The sequence below is a fragment of the Mesocryomonas lacus genome (assembly GCF_055730105.2).
Genome location: NZ_JBUZWF020000005.1, coordinates 336,507 through 360,006 on the forward strand (window position 1 = coordinate 336,507; position 23,500 = coordinate 360,006).

The 23,500-nt window shown below is 68.0% G+C and carries 25 protein-coding genes; 11 read left to right on the top strand and 14 right to left on the bottom strand.

Annotated features, from left to right (window positions below; all coding sequences use genetic code 11):
• The first annotated feature begins 43 nt into the window (after positions 1–43).
• Positions 44–691 (top strand): DsbA family oxidoreductase, encoded by a 648-nt coding sequence (locus tag ACZLZQ_RS18785; protein ID WP_472950646.1) that lies wholly within the window; start codon positions 44–46, stop codon positions 689–691.
• Positions 692–746: 55 nt separating this feature from the next.
• On the opposite strand, the gene ACZLZQ_RS18790 is transcribed toward ACZLZQ_RS18785, so the two are convergent.
• The 5 genes from ACZLZQ_RS18790 to ACZLZQ_RS18810 form a co-directional block, all read right to left on the bottom strand.
• The gene (locus ACZLZQ_RS18790; protein ID WP_472950647.1) at positions 747–2,318 is read right to left on the bottom strand and encodes a GMC family oxidoreductase; all 1,572 of its coding nucleotides are present in this window, start codon (positions 2,316–2,318) and stop codon (positions 747–749) included.
• Positions 2,319–2,458: 140 nt separating this feature from the next.
• Positions 2,459–2,986: a gluconate 2-dehydrogenase subunit 3 family protein gene (locus tag ACZLZQ_RS18795; protein WP_472950648.1), complete on the bottom strand. Its 528-nt coding sequence runs from the start codon at positions 2,984–2,986 to the stop codon at positions 2,459–2,461.
• Between the two features lie 83 nt (positions 2,987–3,069).
• Positions 3,070–3,465 carry a VOC family protein gene (locus ACZLZQ_RS18800; RefSeq protein WP_472950649.1) on the bottom strand — a complete coding sequence of 132 codons (396 nt, stop codon included), beginning with the start codon at positions 3,463–3,465 and terminating at the stop codon, positions 3,070–3,072.
• A gap of 302 nt (positions 3,466–3,767) precedes the next feature.
• Positions 3,768–4,088, bottom strand: a complete 321-nt coding sequence (locus ACZLZQ_RS18805) for a ribbon-helix-helix domain-containing protein (protein WP_472935410.1) — start codon at positions 4,086–4,088, stop codon at positions 3,768–3,770.
• Positions 4,089–4,239: 151 nt separating this feature from the next.
• Positions 4,240–5,265: a zinc-binding alcohol dehydrogenase family protein gene (locus ACZLZQ_RS18810; RefSeq protein ID WP_472950650.1), complete on the bottom strand. Its 1,026-nt coding sequence runs from the start codon at positions 5,263–5,265 to the stop codon at positions 4,240–4,242.
• 97 nt (positions 5,266–5,362) lie between these two features.
• Between ACZLZQ_RS18810 and ACZLZQ_RS18815 the strand changes: the two genes are divergently transcribed.
• Positions 5,363–5,725, top strand: a complete 363-nt coding sequence (locus ACZLZQ_RS18815) for a winged helix-turn-helix transcriptional regulator (RefSeq protein WP_472950651.1) — start codon at positions 5,363–5,365, stop codon at positions 5,723–5,725.
• Positions 5,726–5,774: 49 nt separating this feature from the next.
• Here ACZLZQ_RS18815 and leuD read toward each other — a convergent pair whose 3' ends face one another.
• Entirely contained in the window at positions 5,775–6,380 is a 606-nt protein-coding gene (gene leuD / locus ACZLZQ_RS18820; protein WP_472950652.1) for a 3-isopropylmalate dehydratase small subunit, read from the bottom strand.
• Positions 6,381–6,449: 69 nt separating this feature from the next.
• On the opposite strand from leuD, the gene ACZLZQ_RS18825 reads away from it, so the two are divergent.
• The 4 genes from ACZLZQ_RS18825 (at position 6,450) to ACZLZQ_RS18840 (ending at position 8,728) form a co-directional block, all read left to right on the top strand.
• A complete protein-coding gene (locus ACZLZQ_RS18825) occupies positions 6,450–7,346 on the top strand; it encodes an HpcH/HpaI aldolase/citrate lyase family protein (protein WP_472950653.1) in 897 nt (298 codons plus the stop codon).
• Entirely contained in the window at positions 7,343–7,549 is a 207-nt protein-coding gene (locus tag ACZLZQ_RS18830) for a DUF1737 domain-containing protein (protein ID WP_472935405.1), read from the top strand. Before ACZLZQ_RS18825 ends, ACZLZQ_RS18830 begins: the two co-directional genes overlap by 4 nt.
• Complete coding sequence (locus ACZLZQ_RS18835; RefSeq protein WP_472950654.1) at positions 7,536–8,282, top strand: TIGR02117 family protein; 747 nt, start codon at positions 7,536–7,538, stop codon at positions 8,280–8,282. Before ACZLZQ_RS18830 ends, ACZLZQ_RS18835 begins: the two co-directional genes overlap by 14 nt.
• Positions 8,283–8,428: 146 nt before the next feature.
• Positions 8,429–8,728 carry an addiction module antidote protein gene (locus tag ACZLZQ_RS18840; protein WP_472950655.1) on the top strand — a complete coding sequence of 100 codons (300 nt, stop codon included), beginning with the start codon at positions 8,429–8,431 and terminating at the stop codon, positions 8,726–8,728.
• A gap of 9 nt (positions 8,729–8,737) precedes the next feature.
• On the opposite strand, the gene ACZLZQ_RS18845 is transcribed toward ACZLZQ_RS18840, so the two are convergent.
• On the bottom strand, positions 8,738–9,160 hold the full coding sequence (locus ACZLZQ_RS18845; protein WP_472935402.1) for a metallopeptidase family protein: 423 nt from the start codon (positions 9,158–9,160) through the stop codon (positions 8,738–8,740).
• Positions 9,161–9,536: 376 nt separating this feature from the next.
• Between ACZLZQ_RS18845 and ACZLZQ_RS18850 the strand changes: the two genes are divergently transcribed.
• From ACZLZQ_RS18850 to ACZLZQ_RS18860, 3 genes are read left to right on the top strand one after another with little or no spacing between them, the layout of a single operon-like run.
• Positions 9,537–10,511, top strand: a complete 975-nt coding sequence (locus ACZLZQ_RS18850) for an ImuA family protein (RefSeq protein WP_472950656.1) — start codon at positions 9,537–9,539, stop codon at positions 10,509–10,511.
• Entirely contained in the window at positions 10,447–12,327 is a 1,881-nt protein-coding gene (locus ACZLZQ_RS18855; protein ID WP_472950689.1) for a Y-family DNA polymerase, read from the top strand. The genes ACZLZQ_RS18850 and ACZLZQ_RS18855 overlap by 65 nt, the downstream gene beginning before the upstream one ends.
• Positions 12,327–15,839: an error-prone DNA polymerase gene (locus ACZLZQ_RS18860; RefSeq protein WP_472950657.1), complete on the top strand. Its 3,513-nt coding sequence runs from the start codon at positions 12,327–12,329 to the stop codon at positions 15,837–15,839. Before ACZLZQ_RS18855 ends, ACZLZQ_RS18860 begins: the two co-directional genes overlap by 1 nt.
• A 118-nt stretch (positions 15,840–15,957) precedes the next feature.
• Here ACZLZQ_RS18860 and ACZLZQ_RS18865 read toward each other — a convergent pair whose 3' ends face one another.
• The 4 genes from ACZLZQ_RS18865 to ACZLZQ_RS18880 all read right to left on the bottom strand — a co-directional run bounded on the left by ACZLZQ_RS18865 (position 15,958) and on the right by ACZLZQ_RS18880 (position 18,895).
• Positions 15,958–16,242: a GNAT family N-acetyltransferase gene (locus tag ACZLZQ_RS18865; protein WP_472950658.1), complete on the bottom strand. Its 285-nt coding sequence runs from the start codon at positions 16,240–16,242 to the stop codon at positions 15,958–15,960.
• Positions 16,239–16,877 carry an alpha/beta hydrolase gene (locus ACZLZQ_RS18870; RefSeq protein WP_472950659.1) on the bottom strand — a complete coding sequence of 213 codons (639 nt, stop codon included), beginning with the start codon at positions 16,875–16,877 and terminating at the stop codon, positions 16,239–16,241. Before ACZLZQ_RS18870 ends, ACZLZQ_RS18865 begins: the two co-directional genes overlap by 4 nt.
• 97 nt (positions 16,878–16,974) lie before the next feature.
• Positions 16,975–17,907 carry a ring-cleaving dioxygenase gene (locus tag ACZLZQ_RS18875; protein ID WP_472950660.1) on the bottom strand — a complete coding sequence of 311 codons (933 nt, stop codon included), beginning with the start codon at positions 17,905–17,907 and terminating at the stop codon, positions 16,975–16,977.
• A 208-nt stretch (positions 17,908–18,115) separates the two neighbouring features.
• Positions 18,116–18,895, bottom strand: a complete 780-nt coding sequence (locus ACZLZQ_RS18880) for an SH3 domain-containing protein (RefSeq protein WP_472950661.1) — start codon at positions 18,893–18,895, stop codon at positions 18,116–18,118.
• A 250-nt stretch (positions 18,896–19,145) separates the two neighbouring features.
• Here ACZLZQ_RS18880 and ACZLZQ_RS18885 point away from each other — a divergent pair, with 250 nt between their 5' ends.
• Both ACZLZQ_RS18885 and ACZLZQ_RS18890 read left to right on the top strand, forming a co-directional pair.
• Positions 19,146–19,931 carry a polyphosphate kinase 2 family protein gene (locus ACZLZQ_RS18885; RefSeq protein ID WP_472950662.1) on the top strand — a complete coding sequence of 262 codons (786 nt, stop codon included), beginning with the start codon at positions 19,146–19,148 and terminating at the stop codon, positions 19,929–19,931.
• A gap of 157 nt (positions 19,932–20,088) precedes the next feature.
• On the top strand, positions 20,089–21,405 hold the full coding sequence (locus ACZLZQ_RS18890; RefSeq protein WP_472935394.1) for a dicarboxylate/amino acid:cation symporter: 1,317 nt from the start codon (positions 20,089–20,091) through the stop codon (positions 21,403–21,405).
• Between the two features lie 175 nt (positions 21,406–21,580).
• Here ACZLZQ_RS18890 and ACZLZQ_RS18895 read toward each other — a convergent pair whose 3' ends face one another.
• From ACZLZQ_RS18895 to ACZLZQ_RS18905, 3 genes are all read right to left on the bottom strand, one after another.
• On the bottom strand, positions 21,581–21,793 hold the full coding sequence (locus ACZLZQ_RS18895; protein WP_472950663.1) for a hypothetical protein: 213 nt from the start codon (positions 21,791–21,793) through the stop codon (positions 21,581–21,583).
• Positions 21,794–21,938: 145 nt separating this feature from the next.
• On the bottom strand, positions 21,939–22,499 hold the full coding sequence (locus ACZLZQ_RS18900) for a hypothetical protein (protein ID WP_472950664.1): 561 nt from the start codon (positions 22,497–22,499) through the stop codon (positions 21,939–21,941).
• Positions 22,500–22,829: 330 nt separating this feature from the next.
• Entirely contained in the window at positions 22,830–22,973 is a 144-nt protein-coding gene (locus tag ACZLZQ_RS18905) for a hypothetical protein (RefSeq protein ID WP_472935391.1), read from the bottom strand.
• Between the last annotated feature and the right edge of the window lie 527 nt (positions 22,974–23,500).

Below are 23,500 nucleotides of genomic sequence, written 5' to 3' on the forward strand. Positions count from 1 at the left end.
GCACCGGATGAAAGCCCGGTCGCCGTTCGCAAGGGAAAGTGCCATGTCCAAGCCGATGAAGATCGATTTCGTCTCCGACGTCTCCTGTCCCTGGTGCATCATCGGCCTCAGAGGGCTGGAGACGGCGCTGGAGCGGGTCGGCGACCTCGTGACGCCTGAGATCCACTTCCAGCCGTTCGAGCTCAATCCCGCGATGCCGGAAGGCGGCCAGGACATGGCCGAGCATCTCCAGGAGAAATACGGCTCGACGCCCGAGCAGTCGGCGGCGAATGGCGAGATGATCAGGGAGCGGGCGGCCGGCGTCGGCTTCACCATGGCCTCGCGGCAGGGCAGCCGGATTTACAACACCTTCGACGCGCACCGCCTGCTGCACTGGGCCGGGCTCGAAGGCCGCCAGCAGGAGCTGAAGCACCAGCTCTTCACCGCCTATTTCACCGACGGACAGGATCCCGGCGACACGGAAGTCCTGATCGACGCCGCGGGCAAGGCCGGCCTCGACCGGGCGGAGGCGGCGCAGGTGCTGGCGTCAGGACGCTATGCCGACGACGTCCGCGCCGCCGAGCGCGACTGGCAGGCGAAGGGCATCACCTCGGTACCGGCGGTGATCGTCAACGACCGCTACCTCATCTCCGGCGGCCAGCCGCCGGAGGCTTTCGAGCAGGCAATCCGGACCATCGCCGCAGAGGCCTGAGGCGTCCAAAGCTCTGGTATTGGAGGGCGCCCGCCAGCGCCCTCCAATGGATCGTTTACAGTTCGCCCTTCGCCATCCGGCCGGCGATGTGGTCGGCCTGGCGCAGCGCCAAGGCGACGATCGTCAGCGTCGGGTTCTCGGCAGCGCCCGTGGTGAACTGCGAGCCATCGGAGACGAAGAGGTTGGTGATGTCGTGCGTCTGGCCGAAGCGGTTGACGACGCCGTCCTTGGCCTTCTCGCTCATCCGGTTGGTGCCGAGATTGTGGGTCGAGGGATAGGGCGGGGTCTCCACCACGCGCTTGGCGCCGACCGCGTCGTAGATCGCCTTGCCCTGCTGGTAGGCATGGTTGCGCATCGCCGTATCGTTCTCGTGATCGTCGAAATGGACGCTGGCGACCGGCATGCCGAACTTGTCCTTCTCGGTGCCGTCGAGGATGATCCGGTTCTCCTCGCGCGGCATGTCCTCGCCGACGATCCAGAGGCCGGCCATGTTCTTGTACTCGTCCATGTCGCCGGCGAACTGCTTGCCCCAGCCACCGGGATCGAGGAAGGCGGCCATGAAGGGGATGCCGAGCGACAGCGTCTCGAACTCGTAGCCGCCGACAAAGCCGCGGGACGTGTCGTGCCGTGCCTCGTCCCGGATGATGCCGGCCATGGTGGTGCCGCGGTACATGTGCACCGGCTTGTCGAAGATCGCGTAGACCGAGCCGGTGGTATGGCGCATGTAATTCTTGCCGACCTGGCCGGAGGAATTGGCGAGACCATCTGGAAACTGCGCTGAATGCGAGTTGAGCAGCAGGCGTGGGCTCTCGATCGAATTGCCGGCGACGGCGACGCCGCGGGCCTTCTGGCGCTGCTCCTTGCCCTCTTTGTCGGCGTAGACGACGCCGGTGACCTTGCCGGACGCATTGTGCTCGATGCGCAGGACCTGGCAGTCCGGCCGCACCTCGAGCTTGCCGGTCGCCTCCCCTTTCGGAATCTCGGCCACCAGCGTCGACCATTTGGCGCCGGATTTGCAGCCCTGGAAGCAGAAGCCCATCTGCAGGCAGGAGGCTCGCTCGTCGCGCGGCTCGGAGTTGATGGCCATGCGGCCGGTCGAGACCTCCTTGTAGCCGATCTTCTTGGCGCCGGCCTCCATCACCTTGTAGTTGTTGTTGCCGGGAAGGCCGGGAATGCCGTTGGTCGTGGTCACGCCCATCCGGTCCTCGGCCATGGCATACCAGGGCTCCATCTCGGCGAGTGTCACCGGCCAGTCCAGGAGGTTGGCGCCCGCCACCTCGCCGTAATGGGTCTTGGTGCGGAACTCATGGTCCTGGAAGCGCAGCGAGGCGCCCGCCCAGTGCGTGGTCGAGCCGCCGACCGCCTTGACGATCCAGGCCGGCAGGTTCGGAAAGTCCTTTGAGACCCGCCAGTCGCCGGTGGTCATCCGCTTGTCGGTCCAGGCGAGCTGCGAGAAGCTGTCCCATTCGTCTTGGATGAAGTCCCAGGTCTCGTGCCGTCCGCCGGCCTCGAGGATCACGGTGTCGATGCCCTTCAGGGCGAGCTGAGTGCCGAGCGTGCCCCCGCCGGCGCCGGAGCCGACGATGACGAAGACGCTGCTGTCGTCGAGGCTGTAGGGTGCTGCCATGCTGTCCTCCCGTGTGGCGGATCCCGCCGTTCCCGGCCGGTCCACGCATCATTGTTTTGATCCTGGTCGATGGCCTCGCCATGCTGCGGAGCGGCGCCGGCCGTGCTGGTTCCCCGGCGCTGGCGGTGTCCGCCTGCGCCTCAGGCGAGCCAGTCGATGTCGTTGAAGCCGTGCTCGATATAGCCGCCGCGCGAGGCGACCTCGCCCTCGTAGCCGAAGATCGGCCAGAGCTCCTTCTGGTTGTAGAGGCCGACCACAAGGTTGCCGCGCACCTTCTGGAAGAACGGGTCGGTGGCGATACCCTCGAGAAGTTTCGTGCGGGCCGCCTCGTCCTTCACTGCGGCGTAGCCGCCGGCGCCGGCCGACGTATCGAGACTGGCGACGCCCTTCTCGAGGCCCGCCAGCACGTCGGCGTCACCGGCGGCGGCCTTGTCGAGGATCTCGACCGCGGCGGCATAGTACTTGTCCGCAATCTCCGCATGGGGATACGTATCGCGCGACATCTGCACGAGGGTGGCGAAGCTTTCGGGCTTCAGCGCCGTCGGCGTCGCCGCCCAGGCCTTGCCGACGAGGCTGCCGCCCGGAAGGATCTGCAAGGCGAGCAGCCCGCCGCCACCGGCCTTCAGGAAGTTGCGCCGCGACATCTGCGGCATCGAGATCTCGTTCATGCTGTCCTCCCGTGATCCCCGCCGGCGCTCTCTGGCGCCTGGCGGGCCTTCTGGCATCTGCGCGTGCCGTCGCCGCGTCGCTGTTACTGGTATCGGCCGTGCCGCTGGAGCACCTCGATCTTGTAGCCGTCGGGGTCCTCGACGAAGAAGAAGCGGGCGATCACCGTGCCGCCCGGCGCGAAATCCTTGAGGTCCTTGGGGGCGAGCCCTTCCGCCTTAAAGCGCGCGTGCTCGGCATCGAGATCATCGACGGAGAAGGCGAGATGGCCGTAGCCGTCGCCGAGGTCGTAGGGGCTTATCCGGTCCTTGTTAACCGTAAGCTCCAGTTCAAAACCGGTCTCGGCATTGCTGAGATAGACGAGGGTAAAGGTCTCGAAATCCAGCCGGTCGGCGATCTCGAGCCCAAAAGCGCGGCGGTAGAAATCGAGCGAGCGCTGTTCGTCGAGCACCCGGATCATGCTGTGGATGGCTTTGGCCACGTCTTTCCCTCTGTCAGGGCCGCCGCGGCGGCCGAACTCACGGGAAGAGGGCATGCAGAGGCGTTCGCACCTCGATGCGTCGGCATTCCCCTCCTCCCGCGGCGCTGTTCCCGAAGGTGCGCCGTTCTGGGGAGGAGATTAGTGGCCGCCTAAAAGCGGGAGGTAGTATCCTGATACGACAGTGAGATTCTCTCCGGCGGTCAAAGGCGAAAGCGCCCTGCGTCCGCGGAAACGCAGCCAGCGCCCTCTATCTCAGTGATAGCCGAGCCTCGATCTTCGATAGGGTTCTATTGGGGGATGGCCTACCGCACGAGGCTGAGCTGCGGCGCGGCCCGGCGCGGTTCCGGGTGGGGTGTCGAGCCGAGCACCCGCTCGAGGTGCAGGAGGCAGGCGCAGCGCAGCAGGGAGGCGAAGTTGCGCACCTCGCCGTGCAGGTCGAGGACCTCGCCGTAAAGCTTGGTGAGGAAGCGCGCGAGCGACATGTTCTCGGCTTTCGCAAGTTCCTCCAGAAGGTGCCAGAAGGCCATTTCCAGCCGGATCGACGTGGCGTGTCCGCCCAGCCGCAGCGAGCGGGTCTCGCTCTCGTAGTTTTCCGGCGGTATTCCGGCAAACATCCTGCACATGCCCGCATCCTCCCGCGACTGCCCGACGACGGCTACCTTCGAATCATTCCAATAAAGCGCGAAGTGGGGGCGCCCGCAAGGAAGTGATGCAGATGGCGGCAGCCGTCGGACTGGCCCGGCCGACGGGCCAGTCCTAGAGGCGGCGAGGCGATCAGCCGGCCGGCGGGAAGCCCTCGAGCACCAGCTTGCCGCGGGCGCTGCCGGCCTCGATCATCGCGTGGACGCGTCGAAGGGTCGCGGCATCGATGGGCGAGAACCGCTCCGTCATCGTGGTGCGGAGCTTTCCCGCGTCGACCATCCCCGCGACCTCGTTCAGGAGCACACCTTGCTCTGCCATGTCGGCGGTCTCGTAGATCGAGCGGGTGTACATCAGCTCCCAGTGAACCGAGACCGACTTGCGCTTGAAGACGCCGATATCAAGCACCTTCGGATCGTCGATCAAAGCGAGGCGTCCCTGCGGGGCGATCAGCTCGGCAATCTCGGCGAGATGCTGGTCGGTATGGTTGGTGGAGAAGACGAAAGCGGGCGCGCCGAGGCCGAGCGCTGCAACCTGCTCGGCCAGCGGCCGGCTGTGGTCGACGACGTGGTGGGCGCCCATCTCGCGGACCCATGCCTCGGTCTCCGGCCGCGAGGCGGTGGCGATGACGGTGAGGCCGGTCAGCGCCCGGGCGATCTGGATGGCGATCGAGGCGACGCCGCCGCCACCGCCGATGACGAGGATCGCCGGCGCCGCGCCCGGCACGGGACGGCCGACGTCCAGCCGCTCGAACAGCGTCTCCCAGGCGGTGATCGCGGTCAGCGGCAAAGCGGCGGCTTCGGCCCAGTCGAGCGTCTCGGGCTTGCGGCCGACGATCCGCTCGTCGACCAGATGCAGCGCGGCGTTGGTACCGGACCGGCCGAGCGCGCCGGCATAGTACACGGCATCGCCCGGCTTGAAGGCGGTCACGTCGGGCCCGACGGCCGTGACGGTGCCGCTCGCATCCCAGCCCAGCACCTTCCAGTCGCCCTCGGCCGGCTGGCTCGACTTGCGCATCTTGATGTCGATCGGGTTGACCGAGACCGCCCGCACCTCGACGAGAATATCGCGTCCCGTCGCCGCAGGGACCGGCAGGTCGATGTCGACGAGGGAATCGGCGCGGTCGAGGGCGCCGGCTTGCTGGTAACCGATGGCACGCATGGGAAAGGCTCCTGTGGATCGAAGCCTGGAGATAGTCGCACTAGATAAGATGGACAGTACGCACAAGCACCGCCCCTAGTACCCAAAAGGATACCGCATGGCCAAGTCACGGCATTCGCGTTTCGACTGCCACCCCGGCTGCTCGGTCGAGGCCGCCATCAGCCTCATCGACGGCAAGTGGAAATGTGTGATCCTGTTTCATCTCGAGGAGGGAACGCTGCGCTTCAACGAGATCCGGCGGCGGATCCCCGGCGTCACCCAGCGCATGCTGACCAACCAGCTGCGCGAGCTGGAAGCCGACGGTCTCGTCCACCGGAAGATCTATGCCGAGGTGCCGCCGAAGGTCGAATACAGCCTGTCGCCGCTCGGCCGCAGCCTGTCCCCGGTGCTCGGTGCGCTGAAACACTGGGGCGACGCGCACATCGACCTGTTTGCGGTGAAAGCCGACGAGGCGGCCTGAGCCGAGGCTCACGCCGCGCCGGTCCGCCTGCCGCCCGCCGGCCGCCGCTTCAGGCCCAGGGACGCTGTTCGGCGTTGCGGGCCTCGAAGCCGGTGATGCTGGCTTCCTTCTCCATGGTCAGGCCGATGTCGTCGAGGCCGTTGATCAGGCAGTGCTTGCGGAACGGGTCGATGTCGAAATGGATGGTGCCGCCGTCGGGACCGCGGATCTCCTGGGCTTCGAGGTCAATCGAGACGCGCGCATTGGCGCCGCGCTCGGCATCGTCGAGCAGCATTTCCAGCTGCTCGGGGGTGACGCGGATCGGCAGCACGCCGTTCTTGAAGCAGTTGTTGTAGAAGATGTCGCCGAAGGCGGTCGAGATCACGCAGCGAATGCCGAAGTCGAGCAGCGCCCAAGGGGCATGCTCGCGGCTCGAGCCGCAGCCGAAATTGTCGCCGGCGACGAGGATCTCCGCCTGCCGGTAGGCCGGCGTGTTCAGGACGAAATCGGGGTTCTCGCTGCCGTCGCGGTGATAGCGAAGGTCCGCGAACAGGCCCTTGCCGAGCCCGGTGCGCTGGATCGTCTTCAGATAATCCTTCGGGATGATCATGTCGGTGTCGATGTTGACGATCGCCATCGGCGCCGCGACGCCCGTCAGTTTGTCGAATTTCTGCATGGCCGGCTCCTTCGCTATGGGCCTTGGTTATCACTTTCGCCTTGCCTTTCAAACTGGCATGCAAGGGGCATGCAGCAACCGCGACGCTCCCTCCTCTTCGTTCCCGCCGCCAACCCGCGGGCCCTGGCAAAATCCGCCGGCCTTGCCGTCGACACGCTGATCTTCGACCTCGAGGATTCCGTCGCGCCAGCGGAGCGGACGGCCTCGCGGGAGCGGCTGCGGGCGCATCTTTCGGCGCTCGGCAGCGCGCCCGGCCGGCCCGAGATCGTGGTGCGCATCAACCGGCTGGAGACGCCGGAGGGCGCCGAGGACCTGTTCATGGCGCGCGGCGCCTGGGTGCAGGCGGGCGCGCGCCCGGCGGTCGACGCGATCCTCCTGCCGAAGGTCGAGGATCCCGCCGAGATCGCCGCTGTCGCCGAGATCCTCGACGCCACCGACGCCCCGGAAAGCCTGCGGCTCTGGGCGATGATCGAGACGCCGCGCGGGCTTCTCGAGGCCGGGCGGATCGCTTCCGCCGGCGGCCGGCTGCAGGCGCTCGTCGCCGGGCCGAACGACATCGTCGCGGCGACCGGCATAAGGCTGTCGCCCGGCCGTCCAGAACTCCTGCCCTATCTCGCGATGATCCTCCTGGCGGCGCGGGCGAATGGCCTTGCCGCCCTCGACGGCGTCTACAACGACATCGCGGACACTGCAGGCCTTGCCGCCGAATGCGCCGCCGGCCGCGCCATGGGCTTCGACGGCAAGACGCTGATCCATCCCGCCCAGATCGCCGCCGCAGACCTTGCTTTCGGGCCCTCGGCCGACGATATCCGGGAAGCGGAGGCGATCGTCGCCGCCTTCGCCAGACCCGACCATGCGGGCGCCGGCGTCATCCGCCTCGACGGGCGCATGGTCGAACGCCTCCACCTCCACGCGGCCGAGCGGCTGCTGGCGCACCGCGACGCGATCGCAAGGAAAGCTCGATGAAACTCTACCGCCTGCTGACCGGCCCCGACGATGCCAGCTTCTGCCACAAGGTCTCGGCCGCGCTGGACAAGGGCTGGGAGCTGCATGGCAGCCCGAGCTACGCCTTCGACCAAGCGGCCAACGGCATGCGCTGCGGCCAGGCGGTGGTGAAGGAGCTCTACGGCCAGAGCTATGATCCCGCGATGAAGCTTGGCGACCACTAAGCCGGCAAACCTCCTGCGGCGGGCCGCGGCCTTCGGGGCCGGCGGCCTGCTGACGCTCCTGGGCGCCGGCGTGCTGGCCCTCGCCCTCGGCGTGCTCGTGCCCGTCGCGGGAACGCCGCCGTCCGACGCAGGATCGACCGGCCGCCACACCGTGTTGGTCCTGTCGAACCCGATCCACACCGACATCGCGCTCCCTGCGGAACCAGCGGTGCGCGCCCGCTTCGGCTTCCTCGCCGAGCCGCTTGGGCCGCCCGACCCCGATTATCCCGCCGATGCCGGACTGCCGCTGGCGCGTGCCGATGTCGGCAGCATCGTCGTCGGCTGGGGCGGCCGCAGCTTCTACACGGCGACGCCGACCTGGGCCGACCTGAAGCCCGGCCCGGTCCTGCGCTCCTTCACCGGCGACGCCTCGGTGCTGCATCTCGAGCTCGCCGGGACGATCGATCCCGGGGCGGAAAGCGTGCGCGCCTACACGCTGGACGACGCGGCCTTCGAGCGTCTGCTGGACTACATCGAGGCGAGCTTTCGCCGCGATGACGCAGGGCAGCCGATCGCCCTCCCCGGCACCGCCTACGGCGCCTTCGACCGCTTCTTCGAGGCGGAAGGCCGCTTCACCGCCTTTGCCGGCTGCAACGCCTGGACCGCCCGCGCCTTGCGCGCCGCCGGCATCACCACCGGCCTCTGGACCCCGCTGCCGCAGACGCTGGCCTGGTCGCTGGACCTGCATGGGTGAACTGGATGGCTTGACCGGCGGGTCAGGCTACCCCGTCTATTAGCTTCAAAGGGGCAACCGCTTGGTGGTTCTGCTCTGTGGTGGTGACAAATCGAGCCAAGCCGCGGACATTCGTAAGGCGCTCGCGCTGGCAGAGAGGCTTTGACATGACCGACAAGATCGACCTCGGCGCCCTGCCACGCTTCGACGCGGCCGACTATCTGACGACGCCGGAGCGGCAGGCGGACTATCTGTCGCAAGCCCTGGAAGACGGCGACGACGCGGAAATCCGCCGCGCTTTGGGCGCCATCGCGCGCGCCCGCGGCATGACAGGCTTGGCGGAGGCGACAGCCATGAACCGCCAGAGCCTCTACGTCGCCCTCAGCGATCAAGGAAACCCGGCCTTCTCGACCGTGACGAAACTCGTCCGCGCCATGGGCCTGAAGCTGACGGTTCAGCCGCAGTAGCTACAGTCGCTACCCCGCCTTCGCCTCGAGGCTCTCCATGTCGTCGTCGGACAGGCCGAAATGGTGGCCGATCTCGTGGATCAGCACGTGCGCGACGAGGGTGCCGAGGCTTTCCTCGTGCTCGGACCAGTAGTCGAGAATCGGCCGGCGGTAGAGGAGGATGCGGTTCGGCATCATGCCGGTGCCGCCGAGGTCGAAATCGGCGACCGGCCGCCCCTCGAACAGGCCGAGAATGTCGAAGGCGCTTTCGAGCCCCATCTCCTCCACCACTGCGTCCTCGGGAAAATCGGCGACGTAGAACTGGATCTCGCCCGATAGCTTGCGGAACTCGGCCGGCAGGTTGGCATAGGCCTCCAGCGCCAGGGCCTCGATCTCGTCGAGACTCGGCGCCATCCGCCGTCCCCAGTCGCCCGTCTGATCCAGCTTGGCCATTCCGATTCCTTTGTCTGTCCCGGCAGAGATAGGTCACGTTCCGGTGGTGTGCGAGGGTTTTCGCGATGCGGCCGCCCGGCGGCAGGATTGACAGGCGGAAGGGCGGTTTTGCGGGCTCCGGAGCCGCTCCTTGGGCCCTCGACCGGCCAAACCGCCTATAGGACGAATATCCTTAATATTCAGGATATCCAACGGTTTGTGGCGCAGACTGAATCACATCAAGGAAGATAGTCCACAAAAAGACTCCGCTTGACTCTCAAGGGGCCCTCTGGAATCCATAGGAACATACAGGGAACAACGTCCCTTGTGAGGGAACGGATGCTCTCCGGGAGAGAGCGGGAACGACCAGGCTTGCGTCTGGCCGAGGGAGATTGTCATGCCGAAAACCCCGCTTCTTCCCGGCCGGACCGCCACGGCCGCGACGCTGGCTGACCTGCAGGAGCGCATCGCGCGGATCGAGGGACGCCCGGTGCACCGGCTGGTGCCGGCGACGGGGCCTGAGCGGCCGGCCGGGCTGCGCGACGGACCATCCGCACAGGTCCCCAGTCCGGCAGCGGTCTTCGACGCCGCGGCGTGGGCGCGGCCGGCCGGATTGGCTGCGCCTCTGGCGGCACAGGACGAGGCCGCCGGGCCCGGCTTTGCGGGCCTCGCCGCCAGCCTGCGCCTGCCCGGACTGACCGAGATCCATGTCGACGACACCCGCGGCAGCGGCAGCGGCGCCGGTTTCGTGCTGGCGCTGGCCGTGCTGTTCGGCGCGCGGGCCAGCCGTCCGGCGCTGTGGATCGGCGCCAATCTCGGCTTTTCCGAGGGCGGGATGCCGTATCTTCCCGGCCTTTCAGGCCACGGGCTCACGGCCGGCGCTCTGCTTCTGGTGCGCACCCGCCGGCTGGAGGAGGCGATCTGGGCCGGCGAGGAGGCCGCTCGTTCGGCCGCCGCCGCGCTGACCATCCTCGAGGTCCGCGGCAATCCCGGCCGGCTCGGGCTTGAGGGAACGCGCCGCCTGCACGTGCGGGCGCGCGACGCCGGCACGCCGCTTCTCCTTCTGCGCCAGAGCGGCCGGGCCGAGGCCACCGCCGCGCCGCTCCGGCTGCGCATCGCGCCCGCGCCTGCCGCCGATGTCACCGGGATCGGCGACGGCACCAAACTCATCGGCCACCCCGTCTTTGCCATCACCGTCGAGAAATCCCGCGACGGCCGCCCGTACCACCTGCTCCTGGAATGGAACCCGCATGAACGCCGTTTTCAAGCACCCGCCGAGCCGCATTCTCGCGATCGCGCTGCCCTTCCTGTCGACCGACCGGATCCGGCGCGACCGGCTGGGACGCTCTTGGCGCTCCGACGCGCGTCCTGAGGCCGGTGGTCCCGGCCCGCGGACGGGCAGCCCCGAGCGGCCGGGTGCCGGAACGCCGGCGGACGCGGCTGACGGACCGGCGCCGCTGGTGCTCTACGAGCGCCTTGCCCAGGCCGACCGCATCTCGGCGCTCTGCGAACAGGCGACGGCACTCGGCCTGCAGCGCGGGCTTGGCCTTGCCGAAGCGCGCGCCCGGTTTCCAGGCCTCGACATCCAGCCCGCCGACCCCGCCGCCGACCGGCGCCTGCTCGCCGCCATCGCCGACTGGTGCGACCGCTACACGCCGCTGGTGGCGCTCGATGCGCCGCGCGGCCTGCTGCTCGACATTTCCGGTTGCGCGCATCTCTTCGGCGGCGAGACGGCGCTGCGCGACGACCTCGCCGGCCGCCTGACGCGCCAGGGATTTGCCGCCGCCACCGCGATCGCCCAGCAGGCCGGCACCGCTCTGGCGCTGGTCGACGGTGCGCCCGGCAGCCAGCTCGACCAGGGCGGCGAGGCCGAAGCGCTCGCCCCCCTGTCGATCCGCACGCTGCGGCTCGCTGGCGATCTCGCCGCGATGCTGGAGCGGCTCGGCCTGAAGACCATCGGGGACATCGCGGCGCTGCCCCGCGCCAGCCTCACCCGCCGCTTCGGCGCCGAGCTTCTGGAGCGGCTGGATGCCGCCATGGGCACGGCGCGCCGGCCGATCAGCCCGCGCCTCGCCATCCCCGCCCTCATCGCCGAGCGGCGCTTTGCCGAGCCGATCAGCCAGGTCGAGGACATCCAGCGGATCATCCTGCTCCTCGCCGACCGGCTGGCGGCCCTTTTGGAAAAGCGCGGCGAAGGCGCCCGCCAGCTGGAACTGGCGCTGTTCCGGGTCGACGGCGCGGTGGAGCGGCTCGCCGTCTCGGCCTCGGCGCCGATCCGCGCGTCGGGACGCATCGGCGTTCTCTTCCGCGAGCGGCTGAAGGGGTTCGGCGACGAGCGCGACATCGGCTTCGGCTACGACCTCGTCCGCCTCTCGGTGGTGAAGGCGGAGGCGATGGCCGAATGCCAGGCGGACCTCGCGCCGCCGAGCGCGGCGACCGGCGACCTGCAAGGCTTGATCGACCGCATCGGTGCCCGGCTCGGCGAGAGCGCCGTGCTCGGCATGGAGCCGGTCGACAGCCATTGGCCGGAGCGCGCCATGCGCCTTGCCCCGGTCATCCCCGGCGCTGCGCCAGCAGCGCCCGGCGCTGCGTCCGCGGTGGCGGGCACTAGGTCAGCTGTGGCGGGCGCTGCGTCCGCGGTGCCGCGCGCTGCCGCAGCCGCGCCTGGCATGGCGTCCACGGCGCTGGCCCCTGCTTCGGCGAATGCGGCGGGCGCGGTACCGGAAACGGCCTCTGGTACTGTTTCATCCGCGGCCGCGGAGAGTCGCGCCGAAACCTTGCCGGATGACAAAAAGTCCGCCGCCTTGCAGAGCCCCGTGCGCAAGGGACGCGCTGCGCCGCGGCCGGAGACGGCGATCGTCCTGCACCCGTTCGACGGGCTGCGGCCGGTGCGGCTGTTGCCGGTGCCCGAGCCGGTGGAGGCAACCTTCGCCGTCCCCGACGGCGTGCCTCTGAACTTTCGCTGGCGCCGGGCGCTGCATGTCGTGCGCAAGTTCGAGGGGCCGGAGCGGATAGCGCCGGAATGGTGGCGCGGCGAAGCCGAGCGGACGCGCGACTATTTCCGCATCGAGGATGCCGACGGCCGTCGCTACTGGCTGTTCCGCAAGGGTTTTCACGGCGAGGTGGTGGATCCCGCGATCCCCGTGCCGCCGGTCGCGGCCTGGTACCTGCATGGGATCTTTGCGTGATGTCGGGCCTTCAAGGCTTCGCCGAGATCGGCGTCGCCAGCAACTTCTCCTTCCTGCGCGGCGCCTCGCAGCCGCCGGAGATGGTGCTGGCGGCGCAAGGCCGGGGCCTTGCCGGCATCGGCCTTGCCGACCGCAATACGGTCGCCGGCGTGGTGCGCGGCTACCAGGCGGCGCGCGAGGCGGGGTTTCGCTTCGCGCCGGGGGCAAGGCTGGTGTTTGCCGACGGCACGCCCGATATCCTCGCCTATCCCCGCGACCGCGCCGGCTGGGGCCGGCTCTGCCGCTTGCTGACCACCGGCAACCTGCGGGCCGACAAGGGCAGCTGCGATCTCTTTCTTGCCGACCTCTTGGAATGGGGCGAGGGACTGAACCTTGCCGTGCTCGCGCCCGCGGGCCTCGGCGATCTCGACAGCATGGCGGCCGAGGCAGCAGTGCAAGGGGCGCGCGGCGTGCTCTCGCCGCTGGCCAACGCCTTTGGCAAAGCGGTGCGGCTCGCCGTCGCGCCTTGCCATGACGGCACCGACCAGCGCCGCTTCGCCCGGGCCGCAAGCCTTGCGCGCACCTGCAAAACCCCGCTCGTCGCCACCAATGACGTGTTCTACCACGCGCCGGAGCGGCAGCGGATGCAGGATGTGCTGACCGCAATCCGCCTGCACGTGCCCCTCGCCGAAGCCGGGCTGCAGCTCGCCCGGAACGCCGAGCGGCACATCAAGTCGGCGGCCGAGATGGCGGCGCTGTTCCGCGACCACCCCGGCGCTGTGACAGAGAGCCTGCGCTTCTTTGGCGAGCTGCAGTTCGACCTGAAGAGCCTGAAATACGAATATCCCGACGAGGCGCTGAAGCTCGCCCGCACCCCGGCCGAGGAACTGAGCCACCTCGCCGCCATCGGCGCGCGCTGGCGCTATCCCCGCGGCGTGCCGCAGAAGGTCCTCGACCAGATCGAGCACGAGCTGGCGATCATCCGGACGCTGCAATACGAGCCCTATTTCCTCACCGTCCACCGCATCGTCCTGGCGGCGCGCAAGATGCGGATCCTCTGCCAGGGGCGCGGCTCGGCGGCCAACTCCACCGTCTGCTACTGCCTCGGCATCACCGAGGTGGACCCGGAGATCACCGGCCTCCTGTTCGAGCGCTTCATCTCGCCCGAGCGCGACGAGCCGCCGGACATCGACATCGATTTCGAGCACGAGCGGCGCGACGAGATCATCAACTGGATCTACCAGGAGTACGGCCGCGACAATGCCGCGATCGCCGCGACCGTCATCACCTACCGCGCCCGTTCGGCGGCGCGCGAGGTGGGCAAGGCCTTTGGCCTTTCGGACGACGCGGTCTCCGCCCTGTCCGGCTCGGTCTGGGGCTATTCCTCCAGCGATCTCGGCGAGCGGGAGGCCGCGGCCGCCGGTCTTGCCGCCACCGATGCGACCACCGCCAACGTCCTCTCCTTCGCCTCGGAGCTGATGGGGTTTCCGCGCCATCTCTCGCAGCATGTCGGCGGCTTCGTGCTGACGCGCGGGCGGATCGACGAGACGGTGCCGATCCTCAACACCGGCGCCAAGGGCCGGACCATCGTCGAATGGGACAAGGACGACCTCGACGAGCTGAAGATCCTCAAGATCGACATTCTGGCGCTCGGCATGCTGTCGTGCCTGCGCCGCGGCTTCGACCTCATCAAGAAGCACTACGGCGAAGCCTACACTCTGGCGACCTTGCCAAAGGAGCCGCCGGACGGGCCGACCTGGAAAATGACGCACCGGGCCGACACGCTCGGCGTGTTCCAGATCGAATCGCGCGCCCAGATGACCATGCTGCCGAAGCTGAAGCCCAATGCCTTCTACGACCTCGTCATCGAGGTCGCGATCGTGCGGCCGGGGCCGATCCAGGGCGACATGGTGCACCCCTATCTGAAGCGCCGGATGGGGCTGGAGAAGCCGGTCTACGAGAGCCCGGCGCTCTACGAGGTGCTGAAGCGCACGCTCGGCGTGCCGCTGTTCCAGGAACAGGCGATGCAGATCGCCATCGTCGCCGCCGGCTTCACGCCCGGCGAGGCCGACCAGCTGCGCCGGGCGATGGCGACGTTCAAGCGCTCCGGCAAGCTTTCGACCTTCCGCCAGAAGATGATCGACGGCATGGTCGCCCGGGATTACACACGGGAGTTCGCCGAGCGCTGCTTCCGGCAGATCGAGGGGTTCGGAGAATACGGCTTTCCCGAGAGCCACGCCGCCTCCTTCGCGCTCCTGGTCTACGCCTCCTGCTGGATGAAGTGCCATTATCCCGACGTCTTCGCCGCCGCGCTGATCAACGCCCAGCCGATGGGCTTCTACGCCCCCGCGCAGATCGTCCGCGACGTCCGCGATCACGGCATCGCTGTGCGCGCCGTCGACGTCAACCGCTCGGACTGGGACTGCACGCTCGAGGAAGCCCCCTTCGACCCTGCGCAGCTGCAGCGCCGGCACCGGGAGATGCAGGATGCGATCCGCTCGAAGCATGCCGTGCGGCTCGGCTTCCGGCAGGTGAAGGGGCTGTCGGAGGCGGAGATGGCACGGCTGGTGGCGATCCGGGCGGAGACCGGCGCCTATGATTCCGTGCGCGACCTCTGGCTGCGCTCAGGCCTCGACCGCGGGGCGATGGAGCGACTGGCGGATGCCGACGCCTTTGCCGGGCTCGGCCTGTCGCGGCGCGACGCGCTCTGGGCGGCGCAGGCGCTCGACCCGAAAGGCGCTGCCGAGCGGCTGCCGCTGTTCGAGAGCGCTGCGGCGCAGGACCTGCAGAAGGAGCCGGACGCGGCGCTGCCGCCGATGCCGATGGGCGAGGAGGTGATCAACGACTACCGCTTCGTCTCGCTGTCGCTGAAGGCGCACCCCGTCTTCTTTGTCCGCGAGACCTTGCGGCGGCAGAGGGTGCTGACCAACCAGACGCTGGAAACGCTGCCCTCGGGGCGGCGCGTCACCGTCTCCGGCCTCGTCCTGGTGCGGCAGCGGCCGGGCTCGGCCAAGGGCGTGATCTTCATGACCATCGAGGACGAGACCGGGGTGGCCAACATCATCGTCTGGCCGAAAGTGTTCGAGCGGCTGCGGCCGATCGTGCTCGGCGCCCGCTTCGTCAAGGTGACCGGCCGGATGCAGTCCGACCGCGGCGTCATCCATGTCGTCGCCGACGAGATCGAAGACCTCACCGGCCTCCTGATGCACATCGCGACCGGCGGGCTCGACACCGCCAGCCATATGGCGCCGGCCGACCATGTCCGCAGCCCGCTGCGGCCCGGCCCGGTCAAGCGGCGGGATGGCGGCAGCATCCCGCCCAGTCCCGAGAACACGCTCGGCGGCCTCCTGTCGCGCGCCGACGAGGTCCGCCGGCCGATCGACGAGGGCCGGCTGCACCGGCGGCGTCTCGACGAACTCCGCAAGGCGGTGTGGCGGGAGTCGGGCGAGCCGGCCTTGCCGGCCGACTATGCGCACGTCGCCCCCGACCGGACAGCGCGCGCGGTGCTGCCGCGAGGCCGGAACTTCCAGTGACGGCGTCAGGCCCCCGGCCGGATCCGCACCGGGTCCGGCAGCGGGATGAACTCGGCGTCGTCGCCGGGCGGCAGGTCGAAACGACCCTTGGAGAAGTCCGCCTCGCGCCAGGGGCCGGCTATTTCAGGACGTCGGCCCATTCCGGGTGGCGCTGGAACTGCGCCGCGGCAAACGGGCAGAGCGGGATGATCTTCAGCCCCGCGGCGCGGGCGTCCTCGACCGCACGGGCGACGAGCGATACGCCGACGCCTTGGCCGCGAAACGCGTCGGGGACCTCGGTGCTGTCGATGATGATCATCGTCGCGCCGGCCTTGGAGAAGGTCAGCCTGGCCACCGCGCCGCCAAGCCCACTGAGGGAATAGCTGCCCTTGTCCTCCGAGTCCTGCCGTTCGATCCCGCTCATGCGGCTTGACCTTGCGCCTCTCCGGCGTCGCGCAGGAAGGCGGCGGCCGCCTGAATCTCGGCATCGCGGATCTCATGGCCGCCGGGGTGCCAGACCGTCTCGACCAAGGCGCCGGCGGCCGAAAGGCTCTCCGCCAGCCGCTCGGTCAGCGCCGGCGGACAGATCGGGTCCTGCCGTCCGGCGGTGATCAGCACGCGCCTGCCGGCCATCCCCGACGCGATCTCCGGCTCGAACGGAATGAGCGGGTGCATCAGCACCACGGCATCGAACAGAGCGGGGTCGGCGAAGAGCGTGGCGGCCAGGATGTTGGCGCCGTTGGAATAGCCGAGGCCGAGCGTCTTCGGCAGCGGTGCGGTCGCGGAAGCGGCCGGACGCTTGCTGGCGACGAAGCCACGCATCTTCGCCGTCGCGCGGGCGAGGTCGTCCATGTCGTAGCGGCCCTCGGCGAGGCGGCGGAAGAAGCGCGCCGCCCCCATCTCCAGCACGTCGCCGCGCGGCGAGACGAGCCCGGCCTCGGGCAGGATCTGCCGGGCAAGGCCAAGGAACTGCGTCTCGTCGCCCCCGGTCCCGTGGAACAGGAAGAGCGTTGGCGAGCCCGGCGTCGCGGCAGGCTGGTGGTGATGGCGGTAGTCCATGGGAAACCTCCTTTGGCCGTCGCCCGGCGTGTGAACGCCCGGGCTTCGGCACTGCATCAGACGAACTTCCCGGCGGTCGCCCGCCGGGAAGTTCTGGTCAGGCCGCGTCGCCGAGCGGCGGCAGGTGCGCCTCGATGGCGGCGCGCGAGGGCTCGTAGCGGGTCGGCAGCATCAGCCTCTCGCCGAGATGGGCTAGCGGCTCGTCGCGGTCGAAGCCCGGCTCGTTGGTGGCCACCTCGAACAGCACCCCGCCGGGGGTGCGGAAGTAGATCGCCCAGAAATAGTCGCGGTCGATCACCGGGGTGACCTGGTAGCCGGTATCCAGCAGCGCCTGGCGCACCGCGAGCTGTGCAGCCCTGTTCTCGACGGCGAAGGCGACGTGGTGCACGGAGCCCGCCCCTTGCCGCGCCCTCGGCGCACCCGGCAGCGTCTCGATGTCGATGATCCCGGCGGTCCCGCCGGGCACCTGCAGCCGGGTGACGGCACCGGACCGGTCGACCTCCTCATAGCCCATGAACTTCAGCAGCTCTTCGGTGGCGCCGCCGTCGCGCAGCCGTAGCTGGACGGAATGGAAACCACGCACCGCCGCATCGGCATCGACGCCACCACCGAGGAAGGGCGCGCGATCGTCGTCGCCCTCGATCAGCGAGAACCCCTCGCCATCGGGACCTGCAAAATGCATCCGCTCGGCGCCGAAGGCGGTGTCGCGCGAGAGCCCGGCGACGCCCGCGGACGAGAGCCGAGTCTCCCAGAGGCCGAGCGCGCCTTTCGGAACGGCGAAGGCGGTGGTGGCGACCTCACCCGCACCGGGCGTGCCGCGCGCCGCATCCGGGAACGGGAAATAGGTCATCACCGAGCCGGGGCTGCCGGTCTCGTCGCCGTAATAGAGGTGATAGACGTCCGGCGAGTCGAAATTCACCGTCTTCTTCACCCGGCGGAGGCCCAGCGTGTCGGTGAAGAAGGCGTTGTTCTCGCGGGCATTGGCGGCCATCGAGGTGACGTGGTGGAGGCCCTTGATCTGGTCGAGCATGTCGAAATCCCTTCGAGGCTGGTGTGCCCTCCATCTGGCCCTCCGGCGGGCTCTCACAAAGCTGGGCGCGAGGGGGTAGTTGTCAACGCTGCGTTGACAATCGGCACGCATCGCCGCCGGGCCAAGGTTCGTCGGTTCTGTCGCAGCCGGGCCTGCTGACCCGGCTGCTTGCCTTCCTCAAGACGATTCGTTCGCCAATGCTGAACGATCAGAAATCCTGTTGCTCGATGGGGACGCGGCGGCCCCGGCGATCGTCGCCATCTGGCCCGCGGCGGCCGTCGCGGAAATCGCCGTCATCCGACCGGGAGCCGAAGCGATCACCGTCGCGGCCCTCTGGACCCCGGCGCGGATCGAAGCGATCATTGTCGAAGCGGTCGTTATCGCCGCGCTCGAAGTTTTCGCCGCGCCGCCCGAAACGCTCGTCGCCGCGGTCGCGGCGGTCGTCGCGCCCCTCATCGAACCGGTCATCCCGGCGATCGTCGCGCCGATCAAAGCGCCCGCCGTCTCGTCCATCATAACGCCCGTCATAGCGTCCCTCGTAGCGATCGTCGCGCGGCGGGCCGCGGAAGTCCCGCCGGCCGGGGCCGCGGCGCGGGCCGTCGAGATAGCGGTCATGGTACCAGGACCGGCCGGTGTAATAGCGGCGGTGATAGTCGTAGGGGTCGAAGCCAAGGACGGGCACGCCGACATAGACGCCGACGCTCGAGAGCGGCCGCCGGTAATACTGCCGCCCGAGCGTCAGCAGGTAATTGCCGGAGACCCAGCCGCGGCCGCCCGCCCAGTCGATGTCGCACCAGTTGTAGCCGGCAAGGCAGCCATAGACCGTAACCTCGTCGCCGGCCGGGATGGTGCCATAGCGCTGGTAGCCGGGCCCGGGCCCGGTGCGCACGTTGAGGTCGCCGGTGACGACGGCGCTGGAGGCGGCCATCGCGGCGCCGGGAATAAGGAGCCCGAGGCCGAGGATAAGAGCCTTGAGGGAGGTGCGCATGCTGTGATCCTTGAGCGACCAGACGGGGGTGGCGAATATGCCTTTCCCGGCGAAAGGAATGGCGAATTTCTGAGTCGAAATCTGGGCCTCGCCGGCTGAATGCGCGCTGAACACACAAGGCGGTGTTCGCTTCCCTATCGCCGGACGATCGCAGCTGCGCCGCGCTTTGACATGACCTGCTCAGGTAGGCGCACGGCTTGCGCTTGCGGACAGCTGCAGCGATGATCGCGTCAACTGAGGGAGAGGGCGCATGGCCAAGAAGCACCGACTGGCTGATCTCGACATGAGCACCAGCATGGCCAAGGGCCATTACGAAACCAGGCTCAGCGACCTTCAGCTGACCCTGGTGCGGATCCAGCAGGCCTATCTGCATTCCGGCCGCAGCGCGGTGATCGTGCTCGAGGGCTGGGATGCCGCCGGCAAGGGCGGCGCCATCCGCCGCATGTCGAACGTCCTCGATCCCCGTGGCTTCCGCGTCTGGCCGATCGCCGCCCCGACCCCGTCCGAGGCCAAACACCATTACCTCAAGCGCTTCTGGGAGCGGCTTCCGGGGAAGGGCGAGATCGCGGTGTTCGATCGCTCCTGGTATGGCCGCGTGCTGGTCGAGCGCGTCGAGGGCTTCGCCACGGAAGCAGAATGGCGGCGGGCCTATGCGGAGATCAACGATTTCGAGAAGCAGCTCGCCGACAACGGCACCTGCATCGTCAAGATCTTCCTCGCCATCACCAAGGACGAGCAGCTGCAACGCTTCCTGAAGCGGATGGACGATCCGTTGAAGCGCTGGAAGCTCAGCGTCGAGGATTTTCGCAACCGCTCGAAGTGGGACGCCTATGTCGAGGCGGCCGAGACCATGCTCGACAAGACCTCGACCGAGGTTGCGCCCTGGAAGCTGATCGCCGCCAACCACAAGAAGTATACCCGCGTCACCGCCCTGCAGGAGGTGGTCGACCGGCTCGCCGATGGCGTCGACCTCAGCCCGCGGCCGCTCGAGCCGGGCGTGGCGGAGGAAGCGGCAGAGCTGCGCGGCGAGCGTTAGGGCGACCCCGCCACCCCCTTCCGGCACCGCCGGAAGGCCCTCACATCTCGGTCAAAGGGTCGACAGGGCGGCACGCATGGCGTATCGCGCGCTGCAGGCCGGGCGGCAGACCTTGCGGGGTCAGGCTGCCCGCGACGCTGTCGAGGAGAGACGTTTCATGGAAATCGATTTGAGCAAGACCGGCGAGCCGGTGGCCCGCAAGCCCTTGTACCGGCAACTTTATGTCCAGGTATTGACCGCGATCGCCCTCGGCATTCTGCTCGGCCACTTCTACCCTTCCCTCGGCGAAAGCCTGAAGCCGCTGGGTGACGCCTTCATCAAACTGGTGAAGATGATCATCGCCCCGGTGATCTTCCTGACGGTGACCACTGGCATCGCCGCGATGAGCGATCTGAAGAAGGTCGGCCGCGTCGTCGGCAAGGCCATGGCCTACTTCCTCACCTTCTCGACCCTTGCGCTGGTCGTCGGCCTTATCGTCGCGAACCTTGTGCAGCCGGGTGCCGGGCTGAACATCGATCCGAACTCGCTCGATGCCAGCGCCGTCGCCGACTACTCCTCGAAGGCGCACGACCAGTCGATCGTCGGCTTCCTGATGAACATCATCCCGAACACCATCGTCGGGGCGTTCGCCACCGGCGACATCCTGCAGGTGTTGTTTTTCGCCGTGCTGTTCGGCATCTCGCTTGCCATGGTCGGCGAGAAGGGTGCGCCGGTCCTGTCCTTCCTGCAGGCGCTCTCGGCGCCGTTCTTCCGCCTGGTCGCGATCCTGATGAAGGCCGCCCCGATCGGCGCCTTCGGCGCCATGGCCTTCACCATCGGCAAATACGGCATCGGCTCGGTCGCCAACCTCGCGATGCTGGTCGGCACCTTCTACCTCACCTCCTTGCTGTTCGTGGTGCTGATCCTCGGCGCCGTCTGCCGCTACAACGGCTTCTCGATCTTCAAGCTCCTCAGCTACATCAAGGAAGAGCTGCTGCTCGTCCTCGGCACCTCGTCCTCCGAGGCGGCGCTGCCGACCCTCATGGAGAAGATGGAGAATGCCGGCGCCAAGAAGTCGGTCGTTGGCCTGGTCATCCCGACCGGCTATTCCTTCAACCTCGACGGCACCAACATCTACATGACGCTGGCCGCCCTGTTCATCGCCCAGGCGACGAACATCGAGCTGTCGCTCTGGGATCAGGTCCTGCTGCTGCTGGTCGCCATGCTGTCGTCGAAGGGCGCTGCCGGCATCACCGGCGCTGGCTTCATCACGCTGGCGGCGACGCTCTCCGTCGTGCCCTCGGTGCCGGTCGCCGGCATGGCGCTGATCCTCGGCGTCGACCGCTTCATGTCGGAATGCCGCGCCCTTACCAACCTCGTCGGCAATGCCGTGGCGACGCTCGTCGTTGCCCGCTGGGAAGGCGAGCTCGACGAGGAGCGGCTGCATGCAGTGCTCGGCAGCGAACGCCAGCTCGCCGTCAAGGCTGCGGAGTAACATTCATCAAAGGGATGACGGTCGAAGGGCGCGGCGCAGGCTGCGCCCATTTTCATGTCCGCAGGTTCATGCACCTTGTCGCTTGCCCGGCGAAAACAAGGTTCATGGCGATGAGCGAAAGAGGGCGAGGGTCGAAGGGATATCCGACCGTCCGACGTTCTCCAGAGACAATGATCTAGCGATCCGTGCGAATGGCTTTGGTGCTGGAGGATTTCGCTTGCTCCTCGGCAACCGCCTCGACCTGCGCGGGCGCGTAGCCGAATGTCGCCGCGATCTCGGACTTTTCCGTGCCAATGTCGATCATCGCCTCGATGATCTCACGATCAGTCTCGGACAGTGCAGCCTGGGCGCCGAGGATGACGGCAACCTCGTCGAGGAAGGAACTCATGCTGCACTCCACTGAGCTATTCAGGTGAGTACGCCGTGACCGCCTCAAGGTTTCTTCAACTAAAAGTGAGCGGAAGATTCCCGTTTCCGACAGAACCGACGAAAGGCGCCGATCCCCATGCAAAGCCGCTGGCCGCCGGCAACGCTCAAGGAAGAAGGTTTCCGAAAGCCTTCGTCACAATGCCCCCGGCCAGCATGCCGAGCAGAAAGAGGCCAGCCGCCAGCGCCTTGCGGGTGCTGGCCTTGATCCAGCTGTCGGGCCAGTCCGCACGCGGAAACACCGGTTTTCCGCCGGCATAGCCGAGCATGGCCTCGCGCGCGGTGACCTCGATGTGTTTCTGGACGTTTTGCGCGGCGCGGTTGGCTGCGGTCTTGATCTGGCGGGCGTCGCCACCTGCCTCCTGCCGCTCGCGGCCGTAGTCGACGAGCGCGCGGCAGAGATAGCGCAGCGACGTCGCGGCCTGCGGCACGAGGTCGGCCGGGCGGATCTGGCGGGAACGGCAGATGTCGAGGACGTAGGACCAGATGTGGTCGACGATCGCCGCCGACGTGCCGCTGATCTCGCGGAAATCTACGGCCGGACCTTCCACACGCTCGCGCTTGGCTTGCCTGAGGGCCGCCTCGCGCCGGATCTTCAGCCAGGTCTGCTCGATGCGGTAGTCGATATCGGCAATGACCTCGGGAAACTCGTCTGGTGTCGTCTTCATCGTCCATCCCTCCGGCGTCCTGCAGCCACGCGGGATGCTTTCCCGCCGGTGCGCGGTCTGCGCTTGGCGGCCGAGATGCCATGACGAGGCTGCGTGGGGATGGATTTGCCGGCCGTCCACGTCCGGAAAGTTGGGGGCGGGCGACGGACCGTCAGAGCGAGGGGTAAAAGAAGCGCTTGCGGTCTGCGGCCACGGCCGAAACGAGGGCCCGGGCGGCTTCTCGCGGGCCCGAGACCCGGCGCCCTCAGGCGCCAGGCTGGCGCCATCGGGTGCCTGGCTTATTCAACAGACGTCAGCCGGGGCCCTAGGCGTCGTCGGCCGACGCCGCCGTCACTCTTCGGTGTCGGCCGGGGCGTCTTCGGGCTGGCCCTCTTCCTTCTTCGCCGTACGGGCGTCGAGCTTGGCAGCCTTCTTGGCGGCCTTGGCCTTGTCGCGCTCCTGGCGCTCGAAGTCGAAATTCGGTTTTCTCGCCATATCGGTCTCTCCTCGGCGGGCCGCAGGTTCCGTGAGGGGAACGGCACGGCCGGGTTGATTACATCTCCATGACGGGACATAGCCGCTTCAAAGGCTTTACGCAGCCCCAAACCGCAGAAAGCCGGCCCGCCGCCGCCGAATCCGGCGCCCCGGCCCCAGCCGCACAGCGGGCACTCCGCTTTCCGTACCTGATCATCAGATCTGCCGCAGCCCAGGGGTTGCAGGCTCTGGGGTATGCAAGCAGTAAAGCCAGGTTCCAAAACGTCAATTTTTGGTACTAACTTGCCGTTAATCCTAGCCCTTCGTTCTCCGGAACGTTGCAGGCTAATAATCGCTTGGGTTGTCAGTGCAATTTACGCACTGGGAGAATAAAGCGATGCAAAACCGTATGTTACGTGTGACTGCAGCTATCCTGGCGTGCAGCATTGTTACTCTTTCAAGCCCTTCGCAAGCTGAGTTCGCTGGCGGTGGTTCAAGCCGCGGCGGCGCAGGCGGCGGTGGCCTTGGTGGACTCGGCGGAGCCGTCG